13 protein-coding genes are annotated in these 19,457 nt (G+C 62.7%); 8 read left to right on the top strand and 5 right to left on the bottom strand.

The annotated features are described in order from the left end of the window. The first annotated feature begins 93 nt into the window (after positions 1-93). From ligA to JX292_RS05080, 8 genes are all read left to right on the top strand, one after another. Complete coding sequence (gene ligA, locus JX292_RS05045; RefSeq protein WP_204862155.1) at positions 94-2,346, top strand: NAD-dependent DNA ligase LigA; 2,253 nt, start codon at positions 94-96, stop codon at positions 2,344-2,346. Between the two features lie 745 nt (positions 2,347-3,091). Continuing rightward, complete coding sequence (locus JX292_RS05050; protein ID WP_204862162.1) at positions 3,092-3,823, top strand: transglycosylase family protein; 732 nt, start codon at positions 3,092-3,094, stop codon at positions 3,821-3,823. A 230-nt stretch (positions 3,824-4,053) separates the two neighbouring features. Further along, positions 4,054-4,350, top strand: coding sequence for an Asp-tRNA(Asn)/Glu-tRNA(Gln) amidotransferase subunit GatC (gatC, locus tag JX292_RS05055; RefSeq protein WP_049332870.1), 297 nt, complete (start codon positions 4,054-4,056; stop codon positions 4,348-4,350). Positions 4,351-4,365: 15 nt separating this feature from the next. Continuing rightward, on the top strand, positions 4,366-5,970 hold the full coding sequence (gene gatA, locus JX292_RS05060; RefSeq protein ID WP_204862164.1) for an Asp-tRNA(Asn)/Glu-tRNA(Gln) amidotransferase subunit GatA: 1,605 nt from the start codon (positions 4,366-4,368) through the stop codon (positions 5,968-5,970). Next, positions 5,970-7,475: an Asp-tRNA(Asn)/Glu-tRNA(Gln) amidotransferase subunit GatB gene (gene gatB / locus JX292_RS05065; RefSeq protein WP_204862165.1), complete on the top strand. Its 1,506-nt coding sequence runs from the start codon at positions 5,970-5,972 to the stop codon at positions 7,473-7,475. The genes gatA and gatB overlap by 1 nt, the downstream gene beginning before the upstream one ends. A 628-nt stretch (positions 7,476-8,103) precedes the next feature. Next, the gene (locus JX292_RS05070; RefSeq protein WP_204862167.1) at positions 8,104-8,958 is read left to right on the top strand and encodes a chromosome partitioning protein ParA; all 855 of its coding nucleotides are present in this window, start codon (positions 8,104-8,106) and stop codon (positions 8,956-8,958) included. Positions 8,959-9,142: 184 nt separating this feature from the next. Further along, the gene (locus JX292_RS05075) at positions 9,143-10,333 is read left to right on the top strand and encodes a secretion protein HlyD (RefSeq protein ID WP_204862169.1); all 1,191 of its coding nucleotides are present in this window, start codon (positions 9,143-9,145) and stop codon (positions 10,331-10,333) included. 9 nt (positions 10,334-10,342) lie between these two features. Further along, entirely contained in the window at positions 10,343-12,391 is a 2,049-nt protein-coding gene (locus tag JX292_RS05080) for an ATP-binding cassette domain-containing protein (RefSeq protein WP_204862174.1), read from the top strand. 291 nt (positions 12,392-12,682) lie between these two features. Here the strand turns inward: JX292_RS05080 and JX292_RS05085 are convergent, their stop codons facing one another. The 5 genes from JX292_RS05085 to JX292_RS05105 all read right to left on the bottom strand — a co-directional run bounded on the left by JX292_RS05085 (position 12,683) and on the right by JX292_RS05105 (position 19,076). After that, positions 12,683-14,860 (bottom strand): S9 family peptidase, encoded by a 2,178-nt coding sequence (locus tag JX292_RS05085; protein WP_204862175.1) that lies wholly within the window; start codon positions 14,858-14,860, stop codon positions 12,683-12,685. A 224-nt stretch (positions 14,861-15,084) separates the two neighbouring features. After that, positions 15,085-16,287, bottom strand: a complete 1,203-nt coding sequence (rsgA, locus tag JX292_RS05090) for a ribosome small subunit-dependent GTPase A (RefSeq protein WP_204862178.1) — start codon at positions 16,285-16,287, stop codon at positions 15,085-15,087. Positions 16,288-16,400: 113 nt separating this feature from the next. Next, positions 16,401-17,231: an ABC transporter gene (locus tag JX292_RS05095; RefSeq protein WP_204862180.1), complete on the bottom strand. Its 831-nt coding sequence runs from the start codon at positions 17,229-17,231 to the stop codon at positions 16,401-16,403. Position 17,232: 1 nt separating this feature from the next. Further along, on the bottom strand, positions 17,233-18,093 hold the full coding sequence (locus tag JX292_RS05100) for an ABC transporter permease (protein ID WP_204862182.1): 861 nt from the start codon (positions 18,091-18,093) through the stop codon (positions 17,233-17,235). Then, on the bottom strand, positions 18,090-19,076 hold the full coding sequence (locus JX292_RS05105) for an ABC transporter ATP-binding protein (RefSeq protein ID WP_204862184.1): 987 nt from the start codon (positions 19,074-19,076) through the stop codon (positions 18,090-18,092). The genes JX292_RS05100 and JX292_RS05105 overlap by 4 nt, the downstream gene beginning before the upstream one ends. Positions 19,077-19,457: the final 381 nt, after the last annotated feature.

Here is a 19,457-nt window from a genome sequence, read left to right on the forward strand (position 1 = left end):
GGGGGTGAGCTCTGTCCGCGGGAAGCCGGCTGGGGAAGACCCTCCGTGACAGCGGCGGGGGAGGTCCGCGCCCCAACACGTTAAACTGGACGGGTGACTGAGAACAACGCCCCCACTGCTGCTCCCGCCGGGACTCATGCAGAGAACCCCGGAGAAAACTCCGCAGAGATTACCGAGGCCCTGCGCGCCGAATACGCCGAGCTGACCGATAAGATTCGCGCAGCCCGCCGCGCCTATTACAACGAGGATGCCCCCTTCCTCTCCGATGCTGAGTACGATGCGCTTTACCGCCGTCTCGAAATCATCGAGGCCGAGCACCCGCTCATCATTGCCAACGACTCGCCTACCCAGGAGGTCGGCGGCGAAGCCATTGAAGCCTTCGCGCCCGTTACCCACCTGGAACGCATGTACTCCCTCGAGGACGTCTTCTCCTTCGAGGAGCTGCGCGCCTGGCTGACCAAGACCGAGGAGAGCGTCCGAAACCTCACCGGTGCCGCCCCGCGCTGGCTGATCGAGCTAAAGATTGATGGTCTGGCCGTGAACCTGCTCTACCGCAACGGCACCCTCGTGCGCGCCGCAACCCGCGGCGACGGCACCACCGGCGAGGACGTCACCCATAACGTGCGCACCATCGCGAGTATCCCGCAGCAGCTGAGCGGCGAGAACCTCCCCGAAGAAATCGAGATTCGCGGCGAGGTGTTCATCTCCTCCGCCGACTTTGAGAAGCTCAACGAGTCCATGATTGCCGCGGGTAAGAACCCCTTCGCGAACCCGCGTAACGCCGCGGCAGGCTCCCTGCGCCAGAAGGACGCGGCGGTCACCGCCTCCCGCCCGCTGAGCATGTACGTGCACGGCATCGGTTCGCGTACCGGCCTGGATATTGCCACCCAGTACGAGACCTACGATCTGCTCGCCTCCTGGGGGCTACCCGTGAGCCCCTACAGCGAGCTGACCGATTCGGTCGAGGGCATCTTCGATTTCATCAACCGCTACGGCGAACAGCGCCACTCCCTCGTGCACGAGATCGATGGCATCGTCATTAAAGTCAACGACTTCGCGACCCAGGCTCAGCTGGGCTACACCTCCCGCGTGCCGCGCTGGGCGGTGGCCTATAAGTACCCGCCCGAAGAGGTGAACACCAAGCTGCTGGACATCCGCGTGGATGTGGGACGCACCGGCCGTGTGACCCCCTACGGCGTCATGGAGCCCGTGTTCGTCTCCGGTTCGACCGTGGAGCGAGCCACCCTGCACAACCAGGATGTGGTCAAGGCCAAGGGCGTGCTCATTGGTGACACCGTGGTGCTGCGCAAGGCGGGCGATGTAATCCCCGAAATCGTTGCTCCCGTGGTTGCCCTGCGTGACGGCACCGAACGCGAGTTCGTGATGCCCAGCGAGTGCCCCTCCTGCGGCTCGCCCCTGGCACCCGGCAAGGAAGGCGACGTGGATCTGCGTTGCACGAACCCCCGCTCCTGCCCGGCGCAGCTGACCGAGCGCGTGTACTACGCGGCAAGCCGCGGCGCCTTCGACATTGAGGCGCTCGGCTTCGAGGCCGCCAAGGCACTCACCAGCCCCGCGACCCCGGACACTCCTCCGCTGACCACTGAAGCGCACCTGTTCAGCCTCAACATTGAGGACCTGCGCGAGGTGACCATCGAACGTGAGAAGAAGGTCAAGGGCGTGGGCACCGGAAAGATGGAACGCGTGCCCTATTTCTACACCAAGCCGACCAAGGCGCGCCCCGAGCCGAAGCCCACGAAGAATACGCTGAATCTCTTCGCTGAGCTGGAGAAGGCAAAGCAACAGCCGCTGTGGCGCGTGCTGGTTGCCCTCTCGATTCGTCACGTGGGCCCGACTGCCGCCCGCGCGCTCGCGGCCGAGTTCGGGTCGATGCAGGCTATCCGCGAGGCCGATCGCGAGCGCCTGGCTTCGGTGGACGGCGTGGGCCCCACCATCGCGGATTCAATCATCGAGTGGTTCGCTGAGGATTGGCATGCCGAGATTGTGGATTCCTGGGCGGCCGCCGGTGTGCGTATGGAGGACAGTCGCGACGAATCGGTGGAGCGGACCCTGGAGGGCCTGACCGTGGTCGTGACCGGCACCCTGAACGGTTACACCCGCGACGGGGCAAAGGAAGCGATTATTTCTCGCGGCGGTAAGGCCTCCGGTTCGGTCTCGAAGAAGACCCACTTTGTGGTGGCCGGTGCGAACGCCGGCTCAAAGCTGGATAAGGCTGAGGCCCTGGGCCTGCGGGTGCTGGATGAGGAGGGCTTCACCGCCCTGCTTGAGGGTGGTCCGGAGGCACTCGAGGACGGTCCCGAAAGCGCCTTCGGCGAGTCGGAAGCATAGGCATCGAGGTGTTCCTCCGTCTTCGCGCACCGCGGTACTTCTGGTCGCAGTACCTCGGGCTGTGGGATGCGGGGTGTTGAGAGATATATATGCGCCATTCGGGCCCCGAGGAATAGTCCTCGGGGCCCGAATGCCAAAATTTGGCACTTATAATTACCACAGTTTCTAGGGCTTGGAGAGCTTAAAAACACTCCGAGAGCATAGAAATATTTAAAAATTTTTTACACGCTGTTCGAATCCTCTGCCTGAGGGGTGCGGATGCTCCTTAAAAGTTGCGGAGAGTGGGGGAGTGGGCCCGAGTAAACTCCCTAGAAAACCCCGAAATACCGGGGGATGTTGACCGAAAATCCCAAGGTTCAACTGGAGGATTAATGTTTCCAGTGCTCTTTACCTTAAAGAACCCTGGGAGAAGTTGAGGGGTCCGCTGGTAGCCTGAGACGGGGTTGGAAACCGTCCAAACCTCGGTTATCTTTGAGACCAGATAGATTCTCGCAAGAGAATCGCCTGTGTGGTTTCAAGCTTGGAATGCTTGAAACGATGCCCGGTTCTACCGCACGTCCCCATCGAGGAAATGCCACTGGAATCCGCACATTAGTGCAGGATGACCCCTGGTGACATGAAATCGGTGGAGAGCCGCTCACATGGTAGAGCCAAAAATGAGTAACCTACTTCGTTATCAAAGGGTGAGCGGCGGCGCGCTAGAGTTCCGGGGACGGAACGAGCGGGGACGGCCCCAAGGAGCATTATGAAGAACACTTCCATTCGTCGTTCCGCAGCAGCTCTCGCCATCGGTGGCGTTGCAGCAGCTACCCTGTCGATGCCTGCTGCAAACGCAGCAGACGGTGCTACCTGGGACGCACTGGCACAGTGCGAGTCCGGTGGTAACTGGTCCATCAACACCGGTAACGGCTTCTACGGCGGCCTGCAGTTCACCCAGCAGTCCTGGAACGGTGTCGGCATGTCCGGCTCCCCCGTGAACGCTACCCGTGCACAGCAGATCGAGGCTGGCGAGCGTCTGCTCGCTATCCAGGGCTGGGGCGCATGGCCCGCATGCTCCGCTAAGCTTGGCCTCTACGGCAAGACCGGCGCAGCTCCCACCTACACCGAGCCCACCACCTCGACCGCCGCAACCACCACCGTGGCTGCACAGTCGCAGACCCAGCAGGCCTACACTGCACCCGCAGCACAGGCAGCACCCGCCGTTGAGGCTCCCGCTGCTGCACCCGCAGCCCAGGCTGCACCTGCCGCTCAGGCAGCACCCGCTGCACCGGCAGTTGAGGCTCCCGCAGCACCCGTCGCAGCAGCTCCCAAGGCTGCCGCAGGCACCTACACCGTGGTTCCCGGTGACTCCCTCTCGCTGATTGCTGCAAAGCTCGGCGTTGCAGGTGGCTACCAGGCAATCGCTGCTGCGAACACCGACATCATCTACAACGTTGACCTGATCTTCCCCGGTCAGGTGCTGAACATCCCCGCCTAAGGTTCACCCCTGAAGCGGTCGTTCTGACGCTGTACCACAACGCCCCGCCCTTCACCGAAGGAGCGGGGCGTTGCGCGTTAACCTCCTGCAGTGGAGCTTCGAGCGCCCGGTGAGAGCCCCCGCCTCGCACCGCCCCGACCGATAGGTAGGCAGAACGCCTCCCGAAGAGACGAGAAACCCAACCTCCACTACACTAGAAAAGAAACATAAAACAAAACTACGGGAGAACCATGTCTGCCATCACCTTTGAACAGGTCAAGCACCTGGCATCGCTGGCACTCATTGAGATGACCGATGAAGAACTCACCGCGATGGCGTCTGAACTCGACATCATCGTCGCATCCGTTGAGACTATGTCGCAGAAAGCAACTGCTGACATCCCCGCGACCAGCCACCCGATCCCCCTCGAGAACGTCTTCCGCGAAGACGTACCCGTCCCGACCCTCACCCAGGAAGAGGCGCTCTCCGGCGCCCCCGACGCACAGGACGGCAAGTTCCGCGTGCCGGCAATCCTCGACGAAGACTAAGAGGAGACACACCAAGTGAACGAACTGATTCAGCTCACCGCAGCCGAGGCAGCCGCCAAGCTGGCCGCCGGCGAGATTACCTCCGTCGAACTCACCCAGGCGCACCTGGACCGTATCGCCGCCACCGACGGCGCACCCCTGAGCGATAACCGCGCAGACGGTAAGAGCGGTCTCAACGCCTTCCTGCACATCAACGCTGAAGAAGCACTCGCCACCGCAGCAGCAGTGGACGCAGACCGTGTAGCCGGCAAGGAACTGCCCCCGCTCGCAGGCGTGCCCATCGCCCTCAAGGACCTCATCGTCACCAAGGGCCAGCCCACCACCGCAGCATCCCGCATGCTCGAAGGCTGGATGAGCCCCTACGACGGCACCGTCACCCGCAAGGTCCGCGAAGCACGCATGCCGATCCTCGGCAAGACCAACCTCGACGAATTCGCAATGGGCTCCTCCAACGAGCACTCCGCATTCGGCGTGGTTCGCAACCCCTGGGCACTCGACCGTGCCCCCGGCGGTTCCGGCGGTGGCTCCGCAACTGCCGTCACCGCGTTCCAGGCGCCCCTGGCCCTGGGCACCGACACCGGTGGCTCCATCCGCCAGCCCGCGGCACTGACCGGTAGTGTCGGCGTCAAGCCCACCTACGGCTCCGTCTCCCGTTACGGTGTGATTGCTATGGCCTCCTCCCTCGACCAGGTCGGCCCCGTCGCCCGCACCGTGCTTGACACCGCCATGTTGCACGAGGCCATCGCAGGTCACGACCCTCTCGACTCCACCTCTCTGCCCGACACCCCCGGCAACTTCGCTGCAGAAGCTAAGGCAGGTGCAGAAGCCGCACGCAAGCGCGACCTGTCCGGCCTGCGCGTCGGCGTCATCAAGGAGCTCGGCGGCGGCGATGGCGAAGGCTTCGAAGCAGGCGTGCTCGCACGCTTCCGCGAATCCGTCGAAGAGCTACGTGCCGCAGGCGCAGAGGTCGTTGAGGTCTCCCTGCCCTCCGTCACCGAGGCTATCAGCGCCTACTACATGATTATGTCCTCCGAGGTGTCCTCCAACCTGGCACGCTACGACGGCGTGCGCTACGGCCTGCGCGTCGTACCCGAAGACGGCCCCGTCACCATCGAACGCGTCATGGCCGCCACCCGCGCCGCAGGTTTTGGCCACGAGGTGAAGCGCCGCATCATCCTCGGCACCTACGCGCTGTCCGCAGGTAACTACGATGCCTACTACGGTGCCGCACTGCGCGTGCGCACCCTCATCCAGCGCGACTACGCGGCAGCATTCGAAAAGTGCGACGTGCTCATCTCCCCGACCGCGCCCTCCACCGCGTTCAAGCTCGGCGAGAAGACCGAAGGCGACCCCATGGCCATGTACCTGGGCGACGTCGCCACCGTGCCCGTCAACCTGGCTGGTGTTCCGGCGCTCTCCCTGCCCGGCGGACTCTCTGAAGAGAACAACCTGCCCGTCGGCATCCAGTTCACCGCACCCGCCCGCGAGGATGCACGCCTCTACCGCGTCGGCGCAGCCCTGGAAGAACTGCTGACCGCAAAGTGGGGCGCACCGCTCTACAAGAGCCTGTCCGACACCGAAACCCTGATCCGCGACTTTGACTTTGGGGGAACCAAGTAATGAGTGAAGAAGTCCTCAGCTTCGAAGAAGCCATCGAAAAGTACGACCCCGTCCTCGGCTTCGAGGTGCACGTCGAGCTGAACACCAACACCAAGATGTTCGACTCCGCACCCAACGAGTTTGGCGATACGCCCAACACCAACATCACCCCCGTCTCGCTCGGTCTGCCCGGCGCGCTGCCCGTGGTGAACAAGACCGCCGTCGAGTCCGCCATCAAGCTCGGCCTGGCGCTGGGCTGCGACATCGCGGATAAGTCCTACTTCGCCCGTAAGAACTACTTCTACCCGGACTCGCCGAAGAACTTCCAGACCTCCCAGGCCGACGGCCCCATCGCCGAAAACGGCTCCCTGGACGTTGAGCTCGACGACGGTACCATCTTCACCGTCGAAATTGAGCGCGCCCACATGGAGGAGGACGCCGGTAAGCTCACCCACGTCGGCGGCGCCGACGGCCGCATCCAGGGTGCAACCTTCTCCCTGGTCGACTACAACCGCGCCGGTGTGCCGCTCATCGAGATCGTGACCCGACCCATCGTCGGCGCCGGCGAACGCGCACCCGAGCTGGCACGCGCCTACGTTGCCGCCATCCGCGACATCGTGCGCTCCCTCGGCATCTCCGACGCCCGCATGGAACGCGGTAACGTCCGTTGCGACGCCAACGTCTCCCTCATGCCCAAGGGCGCGGAGAAGTTCGGCATCCGCTCCGAGACCAAGAACGTGAACTCCCTGCGCTCGGTCGAACGCGCCGTCCGCTACGAGATTCGCCGTCACGCCGCAATCCTCGAGCGCGGTGAAAAGGTCACCCAGGAGACCCGCCACTGGCACGAAGACACCCGTGAAACCTCCTCGGGTCGCCCCAAGTCCGATGCCGACGACTACCGCTACTTCCCTGAACCGGACCTGGTACCGGTTGTCACCAACAGCGAGTGGATTGAGCGTCTGCGCGCCGAGCTGCCCGAACCTCCGGCAGAACGCCGCCGCCGCCTCAAGGGCGAATGGGGCTACTCCGACGAAGAGTTCCGCGACGTCGTCAACGCAGGCGCACTCGACGTCATCGAAGAGACCGTTGCCGCGGGTGCAACCGCAGCCGCAGCCCGCAAGTGGTGGATGGGTGAAATCGCCCGCCGCGCAAAGCAGGCTGAAGTTGAGCTCACCTCCCTCGGCGTAGAGCCCGCAACCGTGGTCGCCCTCGAAGCGCTCATCGGCGAAGGAAAGATTAACGACAAGATTGCCCGCCAGGTGCTCGAGTTCGTCCTCGCCGGTGAAGGCACCCCCGCCGAAATCGTCGAGGCACGCGGCCTGGCTGTGGTCTCCGACGACGGCGCGCTCACCGCAGCTGTTCAGGAAGCACTGGCAGCAATGCCCGACGTTGCCGACAAGATTCGTGCCGGTAAGGTTCAGGCTGCTGGCGCTATCGTCGGTCAGGTCATGAAGGCTACCCGCGGTCAGGCTGACGCCGCTCGCGTGCGTGAGCTGATTCTGGCTGAGTGCGGCGTGGAAGGCTAAGCTTTTCCGCTGATTCGGCTCTAACGAAAGAGGCGTCGTCTCCCGTGTGGGAGGCGGCGCCTCTTTCGTGCTCTCTTGTTCTGCACGGGATGCGCGGTTCCGCTTGGAAAAGCTGGGTCGCTTGGCTCCGCTTGGAAATGCGGTTATCGTCCTTGCTGCGTACCTATAGCATCTGGGAGGCACGCCGCATGTTTCCTCCGCGCCTACGCAGGGGCACCCGTCACCCGGACGCTCCGCCCTCTCCTCGCTCCGCATCGGAGAGCGTCCGGGCTGACACCCTGAGGGCGCTTTCGGAAAACACGGCGCGCCGCCTCGGGTAACCTAGCGTGCGCGGAGGGGCGGTGTCGTCCGAACGTGACATCAGGGTGCCCGAAGCGAAGCGAGGGCGGGTGCCCCTGTAGGAACGAGGACGAACACCGTCCCTCCAGTCGTATCCCGATGGAGAAACATGCGGAGTGCCTCCCAAACACTGCATGGGGTACGAAGGCGGACCCCGTCTCCTATTGCCTCCCCCCCGGCGCATAGTAGGCTAGTGTTCAAATCATCTTCTCTCAAGGGCAAACAATGGTGAGCCCTGTGAACGAGCGGACAAAGATGCAGCATATATTTCACGAGGAAGTGCACACCTATGCGTCGACAGAACACCCTACGAGCCCTCGCCGGGGCTCTACTCCCGCTGACCCTGGTGCTTAGCTCCTGCGCGTCCGGGCAACCCAGCGCCGGTTCCTCGGCTTCCGCTAACGCTGAGAAGGCGTATAGCGCCTCCAAGAGCCCCGATAGTCAAGCTATCGAAAAAGTAGAGAACCTCGCCTCACTTTCTGACAACGTTGCTCGTGCCTACCAGCGCTCCCTGAGCCAGTGCATGACTGAACGAGGATTCCCGAACTACAAGGTTCCTGCCGGAGAAACTGAAATCTCGTTGCTTCTAAAGGCGGGTTTTGAACCTCTCACCGTCGCGGATGCCCGTGCTCGTGGATACGAAGAGCGCTACTCTTTGGCTACTGCAGCGCTGGAAGAGCAGAGCCGTACTATGAGCGACGCTGAAATGCAGGCTCTTAACGGTACTGAAGGAAAGGGCGGTTGCCAGCAAGAAGCCATCCGCGCAGTCTACGGTTCAGAAGAGTCCTACGAGACCATACGAAAGGTCTACATTACTGCGGTTCACTATCTCAACAACGACGCAATCATCAAAGACCTTGGGCCTGCCACCGAGAAGTGGGCACAGTGCATGAAGGAACGCTTCGGGGGCGACTACACCACTCCGGATATGGCTCGCGAACAGTACCGCCAGAACAACCAAGACACCCACGAACTGGCGATTAACGACGCGACCTGCCGTGAAGCAACCGGGCTGGATGCCGAACAGCGAAAGATGGTTATCGCTTACCTGAGTTCCTTCCTCGAAAAGGAGCAGGGTCTCATCGAGCAGGTGACCACTGCCAAGAAAACTGCTGAAGAGAACGCCCGAAAGATTCTGAGCTAATCCTGCGGACTATCCAGAACAGGCGTACAGAGTAGCTGCAACAGCTACGCCTCGTCACAGCGTATTGTGCCCGGCACGTATCCCCGTGCCGGGCACAAACTAACCCCACACGGCATCGCCGCCACCTAAGCCCAAACGGCACAGATAATAGCGTTCCCGTACGCGCACCCAAAGAAGGGACACCATGAGCGCCACCCCCACCCGCCAGAAGAAAACCCTCTGGCTCTACGGCATTATCGCCCTGCTTCTCATCATCACCGTCGGCACGCTCATCAGCGCCCAAAACATCAAAACCACCGCCCAAAAAGACGCGGAAGCGGCACCCCCGGACCCCTCCACCATCACTGCCACGGTCACCCGCGAAAAACTGCGCACCACCGTGCCCCTGACCTGCACCGCCAACTACGCCACCTCAACCCCGCTACGCTACAGCGGTGAAGGACAGTACACCGCAATCACCATCAAACACGGTGACACCGTCGGCAACGGCACCCTCATCGCAGAAGTCAACGGTGAACCTCTTATCACCCTGACCGGCGGCTTCGCGCTCTACCGCGACCTCAAACTCGACGACAGCGGCCCCGACGCTGCGCTCCTCAACAATGCGCTAACCGCCATGGGACGTCAGGGCCCGCAGCCCGCGCGCATCACCGAAGACACCTACGAGGCTCTCAACAACCTCCTCGACAGCCTCGGTTACCCGCACGTGAAGACTGACCAGCCCATTCCGGCCCGCTACTTCCTCATCATCAACCGCGCCGGACTCGTTACCGGTAACTCCCGCGCAACCGGCGCCATTGCAGACGGCCCCGTAGCCACTATCGCAGAAGGTAGCAAGACCCTCAGCTGCACCGGAGCCACCGGCAGGCTCACTCCCGAAGCTCGTAGCGGTCAGAAGGTAACCGTGCCCTCCCTCGGTGATACTGAGTACATCGCAACCCTCGGATACAAGAACACCTCCGAAGCCGCCGGTGCCGCAGGCAACAGCCAGGCCGGTCGCCAGGCCAATGGCGCAGAAGGCGCGGCTGGCTCCAACCTCAACGGCGCAGCCGGTGCGGCAGGAAGCACCGAAGGGGAACGCATCCTCACCCTCGACGTAGGGGATAAAGCGGACAGTCTCCGAGGCACCGTCAACGCGGAACTCACCCTCGAAGAAACCCTCGAAGCGCACCTGGTCGTGCCCTCATCGGCGCTCTACACCCGTGACGGACAGACCCGAGTCATCGTGCTTGGCCCCGAAAGCTCCAACGGATCGAAGGCCCGTGAAGAACGCGAGGTAACCGTTACCGTCATCAGCAACGCCAACGGCAAGAACGCCGTCACCGGTGACCTGCACGAAGGCGACAGCGTCAAAATCATGCGCGAGAAAAAGTAGGGAGTAGCCATGACTGACTCCCGCGCCGCTCACGCGCACCCACCAGCCTATAGCGTCGATATTCAGGGAGTGTCCCAGCACTTTATGCAGGGTGACACTCGAATTGACGTGCTCAAAAATATTGACCTGAAAGTCCGCTACGGAGAAGTTGTCGCAATTCTGGGACCGTCCGGTAGCGGCAAATCAACCCTGCTGAATATCCTCGGTCTGCTCAGCACGCCCGCTTCCGGCAGCTACCTGCTGGACGGTACAGACACCGCAACCTTCAACGCGGCACAGCGAGCTGAAGCGCGCCTGGACAGCATCGGTTTCGTCTTCCAGGCGTTCCACCTTATCGAGCATAAGAACGTGTACCGCAACGTTGAGCTACCGCTCATCTACCGTGGCGTGCCCAAAGCGGAACGAGCACAACGTGTTGAAGACATTCTCGCCCTGCTGGGGTTGAGCCACCGAACGGATGCACCCATCACCACTCTCTCAGGCGGTGAAAAGCAACGTGTGGCTATTGCCCGTGCGCTCATTGGGGAACCGGCGTTGCTGCTCTGTGATGAGCCGACCGGCTCGCTGGATGAAGAGCTCACCCGTGAAGTCATTGATCTGCTCCGCGAATGTACGGGTGACCAGCAAAGCACGATTGTGATTACTCACGACCCGCTCGTGGCTGAGCACTGCGACCGGGTGCTACGTATGCACGAGGGGCAGCTCATCGAGCAGGATGCACCGCGGCAGGAAGAAACGACCACCCGCGCGTCTCTGAACCTGCCTAGCTTTACTGAGGAACAAGCCTCTAAGCCGCAGGGGAGTGGGCGTGCACCCTGGGCGCTCGCCTCCCTCAAAGAAGCGTGGGACGCTACCGTGCACCGGGTGCGGCGCAATATCTTCACCATGCTTGGTGTGGTTCTGGGTATCGCTTCGCTTGTGCTGACCGTTGGTCTGACCGCCACCATTTCTGGGCAGCTGGCAGACAGCTTCGACATTTTTAGGGCTAAGCACCTTACGATTAGCTCTACCCGCACCGAATCCATGAGCCGGGCTGAACTCTTGAGCCTGGCGGCAAGCGAAAATTATCGGCGCGTTAGTCAGCTGAACGGAGTGACCGGTACCGCGCTGGTGGATCAGCTGGATGAATCCGCCGATATTCAGCGCGGTCCAGACAACTTCGGTGAGCGCGGCGCGAACGTGACCGCTGCCGTTCTTGCGGCAACGCCCAGCATCTTTAGCGTGCAGGGTCATGACCTGGTGTGGGGTCGCACTTTCGACGAGGGGCATGTGGAGCGGAACGATAAGGTCGTGGTGCTCAGCGAAAGCGTGATGCGCCAGCTCGCGCTGCCCTATAGCCCCGGGGTCACGGTTTATATTCGCGATGAGCCGTACACCGTTATCGGTGTGGTGCGGGAGAATCCCTCGCTGACTCTGTCGTACGGTTCGGTCTACCTGCCGCTTGGCGCGAAGCCTGGTGCCGATGCTGAAGAAGCACAGCCCGCTGCCGGTGGCGGTGCCGCTGCGGCGCAGACCGGTAAGCGTTCCACTCAGATTGTGGTGAGTACTGTTGCCGGTGCCGCAAACCAGATTGCGGAGGAAGCACCGTACGCGCTCTTGCCGGAACGTCCCGCCCTGTATAGCGTGAGTGTGCCGCCGGAGCCGAAGACCCTTCGTGAGGCTGTCGACCAGCAGCAACGCACCATGCTTCTAGCCATGAGCGTTATTACCCTCGTGATTGGTGCGATGGGCATTATGAATACGTTCCTGGTTGCGGTGATGGAGCGTCGCCGTGAGGTTGGTTTGCGTCTGGCTATTGGTATGCGCCCTTCGGGTATTCTGCTGCAGTTCTCGGCGGAGGCGCTACTGACCGGCATCCTGGGCGCTGTGGCTGGTATTGTGCTGGCGGTTAACGGCATCTCGATTGTGTCTTTGCTGAACCGTTGGACGCCGATTATTAGTGCCGACACTATTCTGCTGGGCCTGGGTGCTGGTGCGCTGGTTGGTGTGTTGGCTGGTCTGTACCCGGCGGCGAAGGCTTCGCGTATTGACCCGGCGCAGACCTTGGCGGCAGGCTAGTCGTTGAGGAAGGCGCGGAGGGGCGGTGTCGTCCGTAGTGACATCAGGGCGTTCTCCGTAGCCTATGCGGACCAGGCGGTGAGGCTACACCTTCCGGAAGCGCCCTCAGGGTGTCACACGGGTGCTCTCCGCAGCGAAGCGAGGAGAGTGCGGAGCACCCGTGTGACGGGTGCCCCTGCGTAGGCGCGGAGGAAGTGTGTAGCGAACCGCCACAGGAGCAGAGATAAGCAAAGAACGCCCCGTCCGTATCACTCAGATACAGACGGAGCGTTCTTTTTAAAGCGCGGTTACTTACTTAGTAACGCCGAGGTGCGTCAGCAGGAACGCGTAATCCCACGCAATCTCACGCCAACGAGTGTACCTGCCGGAACCACCACCGTGACCGCCCGACATGTCAATCTTCAGCAGCGGCACCGGCGACGACGGGTCAATCTGCTCACGCAGCGCCGCAACCCACTTGGCGGGCTCCACGTAGAGTACGCGGGTGTCGTGCAGGCTCGTCACCGCAGCAATCGCCGGGTAGCGGACCGGGCGGATGTTCTCGTACGGGGTGTATGACTTCATGTAGGCGTACACTTCGGGGTCCTTAATCGGGTTGCCCCACTCTTCCCACTCCATCGCTGACAGCGGCAGCTCCGGGTCAAGGATGGTGGTCAGTGCATCCACGAACGGTACGGCTGCCAGGCAGGCGGCGTATTTTTCGGGGGCGAGGTTCAGAACGGCGCCCATGAGTAGGCCGCCCGCGCTACCGCCGTAGCAACCGATACGCGCCTCATCAGCCCACGGCTTAGCCGCAATGTAGCTGGTGACGTCCACGAAGTCGGTGAAGGTGTTCTTCTTCGCGAGCTTCTTGCCGTTCTGGTACCAGGAGCGGCCCATCTCGCCTCCGCCGCGAATGTGCGCGATGACGTAGATGACGCCGCGGTCTAGGATTGACAGCATCGGGATGGAGAACATCGGGTCCATGGACGACTCATACGAGCCGTAACCATACTGGATGACCGGGTGCGGCTTGCTCATGTCCAGGTCGGCGCGGTGAATCACCGAAATGGGGATGAGCGTGCCGTCCGCGGCCGGTGCCCAGTCGCGGTAGGCGCGGTAGTCCTCGCGGTTGTAGCCGCCCAGCACCGGGGTTTCACGGCGTAGTAGCAGGGTCTGCGACATGGGGAAGTAGTCGTAGACACGGCGCGGAGTCAGGTACGAGGTGTAGGCGATGCGCAGCACGGGGGAGTAGTTCTCCGCACGCAGCACCGAGGCGGTGTACAGTTCCTCGTCGAAGCCGGCAGGCTCCATGAAGGTCACGCCCGCGGGGCGGCGGCGGCGCCACTGGATGGGCAGCTGTTCACGCGGCGCGAGGAAAATGCGGGTGGTGGTGTCTGCACGGGCGGTAACGACCAGGTGCGTTGCGGTGAGCGTGAAACCTTCCAGGCGCACATGCTCGCTGTGGCGGATGACCGGAACCCAGCGGGCCGCGTACTCGTCGAGGTTTTCACCCTCGCGCGGCATGTCGGCGAGCACCAGCTCAGAGTTCAACGCCTTGTAGTCGTGCTGGATGAGTAGGTGCTGTTCACCAGCAATAGTGATCGGCTCAGCGTAGTATTCGATGCCTGCGCTCTTAGGGATGATGAGCGTCGGCTCACTCTTGGGTTGATCGATGGGGACGATGCGCACTTCCGTGTATTCGGAGTTGGAACTCGTCAGGATGACAGAAGAACGATCGGAACTCATGGCGGGCGAGAGCCACATGGTGTTGTCCGGCTCTTCGTAGATGAGGTAATCTTCGGTGCCCTGCCCGATATCGTGTACGTACACGCGCCAGGGGCGCCAGGAATCGTCCGGTACCACGTAGACGAGCTGGCTGGCGTGATTGATGAAGAAGGAACCCGCCGCAATGTTGGGGATGGTGTCTTCGAGGAAGGTACCGGTTTCCATGTTGAGGAAACGCTGCTCGTAGCGTTCGTCGCCCTTCTCGTCCACGGAGATGCTCAGCAGCTTGCCGTTACGCGCGGGCTGGAAGCTACCAAGGGAGAAAAACTCCATGTCCTTGGCGTACTCGTTGCAGTCGAGGATGACGACCTCACCCTCGAGGACCTCGCCGGGGGTGACGGTCGGCGGGGTGTAGCGCACGACCTCATCACCCTCGTTGAGGGCGGGGTAGCGGTAGAAGACGGGGTACTGGCCGCCGGGCACCATGCGGCTGTAGTACCACCAGTCGCCGATGCGGTTCGGGACGGTCAAGTCCGATAGGAGGGTACGGTCCTTAATTTCGTTGAAGATGGACTCGCGGAGGGGCTGTTCATCTGCGGTGACGGCTTCGGTGTACGCGGCTTCAGCCTTGAGGTAGTTGAGGACCTCTTCGCTTTCCTTGTCGCGGAGCCATTCGTAGTGGTCGATGAAGACGTCGCCGTGGTGTTCGCGGCGGTGCTCGACCTTCTTCGGTACGGGCGGGGTGAGGTTCTGTTCAGCCATGAGGCCACCTCTTTCCTTGAGTTTAGATCTGTGAACGGTGTGTGCCGGAGGTGCAGGGGTCCCCGCCGTGGGCTTGGCGGAGGGGGCGCTGGGGCCTGTGGGCACGCCTAGTTCTAGTGTATCGAAGAGTGAGGGAGGCTACTATATTGCTGTCTGCGCCGGATTGCCCGGCTCAGCTTATGGAAGCATCGCCGAAGCACCGCCGGAACGTGCATGTTCGGCAGTTAGTTGGCCCGCCCCTTAATGGACATGAGAGTGCGGCGGCCCGCCTTGTTCGCCTTCGTGAAGGCACGGTTGCTCTGCCGGTACTCGCGCTCCTGGGAGCGCAGGCGTAGGCGCGCGGATTCGGCCATCATCCTGCGGTAGCGTTCGAAACGCTCGGGGTTGAGGACGCCGTCGGTGAGTGCCTGCTGCACCGCGCATCCGGGTTCGGAGCTGTGGGAGCAGTCGCTGTACCGGCACGCGGAGGCGTAGCTGGAGACGTCCTCGAAGGTTTCGTCAATCGCGGCGCTATCGCTTGTGGCGGCTAGCGCTCGCACGCCCGGGGTGTCAATGAGCACCGTGCCTGCTGAAGATTCTGCACAGGAGTCTGCCTCACCGGGCAGAACGATCATTTGGCGACTGGTGGTGGTGTGGCGTCCCTTGCCGTCGGTGCCGCGAACCGCGGAGGTTACCTGCACCTGGTTCTCTGAGCCGTCCTCGCGGGGGTCAACTCCGGGGTTGAGCAGGGCGTTGACGAGGGTGGATTTTCCGGCGCCGCTGCGGCCCAGGAATGCGGCGGTGCGCCCGGCAACGAGCTCCGCGACCGGGGTAGGGTCGTAGCCGTTATCCGTGCAGACGGTGAGTACCGCATCCACGCCGCCCCCCAGAGACTCCCGGTACCCGGCGAGCTGTTCGGCCGTCACCAGGTCACCCTTGGTGAGAATCAGCGCGACCTGCACCCCGGAGGCATGCGCCAGGGCGGTGTAGCGTTCAATGCGCCCGATGGACGGCTCGGGGAAGCACGGTTCAACGATGCAGAGCATATCCACGTTAGCGGCGACGGGCTGATCCGCGGATTCTCGGGTGGCGCTGGGGCGGGTGAGGTAGCTGCGTCGGGGCAGAATCACGAGGAGCTTATGCTCCGCGGGCTGGGTTTCACCGCCGGTTCCCGGGATGGGCTGGGCGAGCACCCAGTCACCGACAACGGGGTATTCTTCTTCACCGTAGTCGTTCTCGACCGGGCGCAGGGGAGCGGAAAGCTTCACGAGCTCGCCCCGCTCACAGGTCAGCAGCTCGCAGCGGGTGCGGTGCACGGCGCTGATGCGGGCGAGGGTGAAATCTTCGAGGGTACCGTCGAGGGTGAACGCGGCGCGGATTGCCGCACCCTGCCAGGAGGGGTCGAAACCGAGGGCCTCGAGCGTGTAGACGGCGGGAGGAGTAGTCACAGGAGATTCTTTCTTGGTTGCAGCACCCGGTTGAATATGACGCCCGGATAATGCGCCGGGTAGTGGGCACTTAAAAGGTTTGTTCCTTTTGGGTTTCACGCCCTATAGCAGCGTTATAGCAGTGAAGCGCGGGCGCCGGCGCGGATGCGGCGGGCGGCAAGGACCGTCAGCCCCAACCCGATTGCGGCGTAGAGTACCGCCAGGGCTGTGTCCGCTGCCAGGAGCGCGAAGAGATCCGGCGCGGTGCTGCTCGCAATACCGCCAGAGGCGTCTAGAGCCTGCACCAGCCGGGAGCCGGGAACCCAGGAACACACCCACGCAAGCCACGCGGGGTAGGTGCTCACCGGAACGATCACACCCGCGCTGACCGGCAGAATAATGGACAGAAAATTGGATCCCGTGTACGGATCCGATAGGTACAGGCCCAGCCCGGCGGCAAAAATGCCCAGGCATACCCCGCCCAGAACCGCAACGGGCATCAGCGCGATGGCGCCGAGCAGAAGCCCGGAACCCGCCCCGGTAGGGGGTGCCGTGAGGGAGAGCAACCACACGATACCCACATTGCTCAGGCCCGTTACGGAAGCCAGCAGCGCGGGCACCGCCGCCGCACCCAGCCAGTAGCCCGCATCCACCGCTCGTGCCGTGCACACGTACTCGAAGACGCCGATCCACCGGTCGGTAGCGACTCGCGCGACAATGCCGGCGGCCACCGAGCTGAGGGTGGCAATCAGCGCGGTCGCGCAGCCGATGCGCACCGTATCGTTCGCGGCGAGGTCGGCGCCCAGAAGCACCGTAAAAAGCACGTTGAGGCCCGGCACGAGCACCAGGGTCGTAATAGCCGTTCCGAGGGTCGCGAAGGTAATCGATGACGACCAGCCGATAGAGGCGGTAGACAGCGCCCGACGCACCACGCCGGGCAGGGAGCCAGTAGAGAGAACACGCACGCTACATCGCCCCCAGGGTGCCGCGGCGACGGGCGGAGGCGAGAGCCTTCCGCGCAAAGAGGAAAGCGCATGCCGCCCAGATGAAGCTCACGATCAGGGTCTGAACCAAGGGGAGGAGCGCATCCGCCGGGGTAGTGATGGCGGTACGCCCAAGTAGGAGGTGAACCGGCGCCTGCAGGGGAATGAGCACGCCCGCGGCATCCAGCCAGGCGGGCGCTTCAACGGTCGTGAAGAGAACCCCGGAGAGAATAAACACCGGCACGAGGAGCAGCTCCTCGTAGGCGATGGCGTTCGGCGTCGCCACGAAGAACACCGCAATCATGAACGTGACCGACAGGCACGCAAGCCATAGCAGGGGAACGCCCAGAACGTAGCGTGGCCAGAGCGCGGAAAAGTCCGTGACCTGCAGGTTGAGGGTCGCCAGGGTCCACGTCAACCAGGCCAGCGGTAGGGCCGCCAGACCCACGATGGAGGCGCTCGAAACGATAGCCGCCAGCACCCGCACCGGAGAAATCGACCCCGAACACAGGTACACGAGGGTCCCGCGGAAACGCTCAAAATTGATGATGCCCGCAGACACGATACAGACCGACCACATGCCCACAATACCCGCGCGGGTCCACGCCAGGGTCGGGTCAACGGAGTGCCCCGCGGAGCTCTGCGCCGCCGCGTGCACGGCAAGAGCTTGGATAATAACCGATCCGAGTACCGTACTGATGAGTAGCTGAATGAAGTAGGGGACCGTCAGGAACTGCCGCAGACTAAAGCCCATGAGCCGTAGCTGACGGGCGCACTCCTGCCACAGGTTGCACCCTCGGCGCTGTTGCCGGGACTCTTTCGGATGCCGCGTCTGAGCGTTCATCGTTTGAGCCCCTCCGCCATCGCCAGGTATGCCTCTTCCAAGGTTGCCGGGCGAGTGTACGGCTCGGTCCGTACCCCAATGCGTGAGGCGGTGAGCCCCTCCGCCAGGATGCGGTGCGCCTCGCCCGCCTCGAATGTGGCGCGCTCGCCGTGCCAGTAGAGGGTCAGCTCCCAACCGGAACCGCGCGGGGCAAACAGCACCGCCGCCTTATCGCCGAGGAAGCCGCGTAGTGTATCAATGCCCTCGGTAGCGGTGGGGTCCACCTGAACCACGGTCGTGGCGGCAATACCTGCGTGCGCGGCAACGTCCTCGAGGGTGCCGCTCACCGCAACGGAACCGGCGCCCAAAACGGTGATGGTGTGCGCCAGATCCTCAATTTCGCCGAGCAGGTGGCTCGTCAGCAGAATGGCGGTACCTTCATCCGCCAGAGACCGGATGAGGGTACGCACGGTCAGGGCGATATCGGGGTCGAGCCCGTTGGTTGGCTCATCCAGCAGGAGCAGGGCGGGGGAGCCGAGCAGGGCGCGGGCAATATGTAGGCGCTGCTTCATGCCGCGGGAGAACTCCTGGACGGGCCGCGTGGCGGCGTCGGTGAGCTCTACACGGGCTAGGGCGTGTTCCACCTCGTGCCGCCGGGCCCGCCCGGAAACCCCCGCAACATCGGCGAAGAACAGCAGGTTGTCGCGGGCACTGGCTCGCGGGTAGAAGCCGTTCTCCCCGCCCAACGCGAGACCCACGTGACGGCGCGCCCGCTGCGGGTGAGCGATAGCATCAACGCCGTTCACGGTGAGGCTACCGCCGGTGGGTGTGAGCAGGGTCGAGCACATCTGCACGGTCGTCGTTTTGCCCGCACCGTTGGGGCCGAGAAGGGCATGAATTTCACCGGAGCTAACGCGAAGCGACACCCGGTCGACGGCGGTAAAGGCGCGTTCGCCTGTGCCAAAGACGCGGCTGAGCTGCGCGGCGTCAAGAATTGTAGACATCGTGATAAAACCTTGCGGTGCTTAGTCACCCGAAGCCGCTTGAGCATGGTGTTCGCAGGCCTGCAATACGTGGGACGGGTGAGATGAATAGTCGTGAGAGAGGCACTACGTAGTGCCTGAATAATCCCAAGTCACCGACTGCAGGTGCGGAAGGTATAACAACGAAACCCTCAGAACTTTGGTATCCCAAGCGCACACTATGCGCTCCTGAAATGTATCGAACCAAAGCAGGGTTGTTTCTGAAATTTTTAGAGCCCACCATCTGGGCGGGCATTCCGCGAGCCGGTGCGACTTTAGCGGGAGGTCATACCTCATCACTCCTAGATTCAAGGTTTCCACCAGTGTAGCACGGCTCACGGAATGCTGTGATTAAATTTTTTT

The sequence above is a fragment of the Rothia mucilaginosa genome, from assembly GCF_901875305.1.
In the GTDB taxonomy this organism is placed as follows: Bacteria; Actinomycetota; Actinomycetes; order Actinomycetales; family Micrococcaceae; genus Rothia.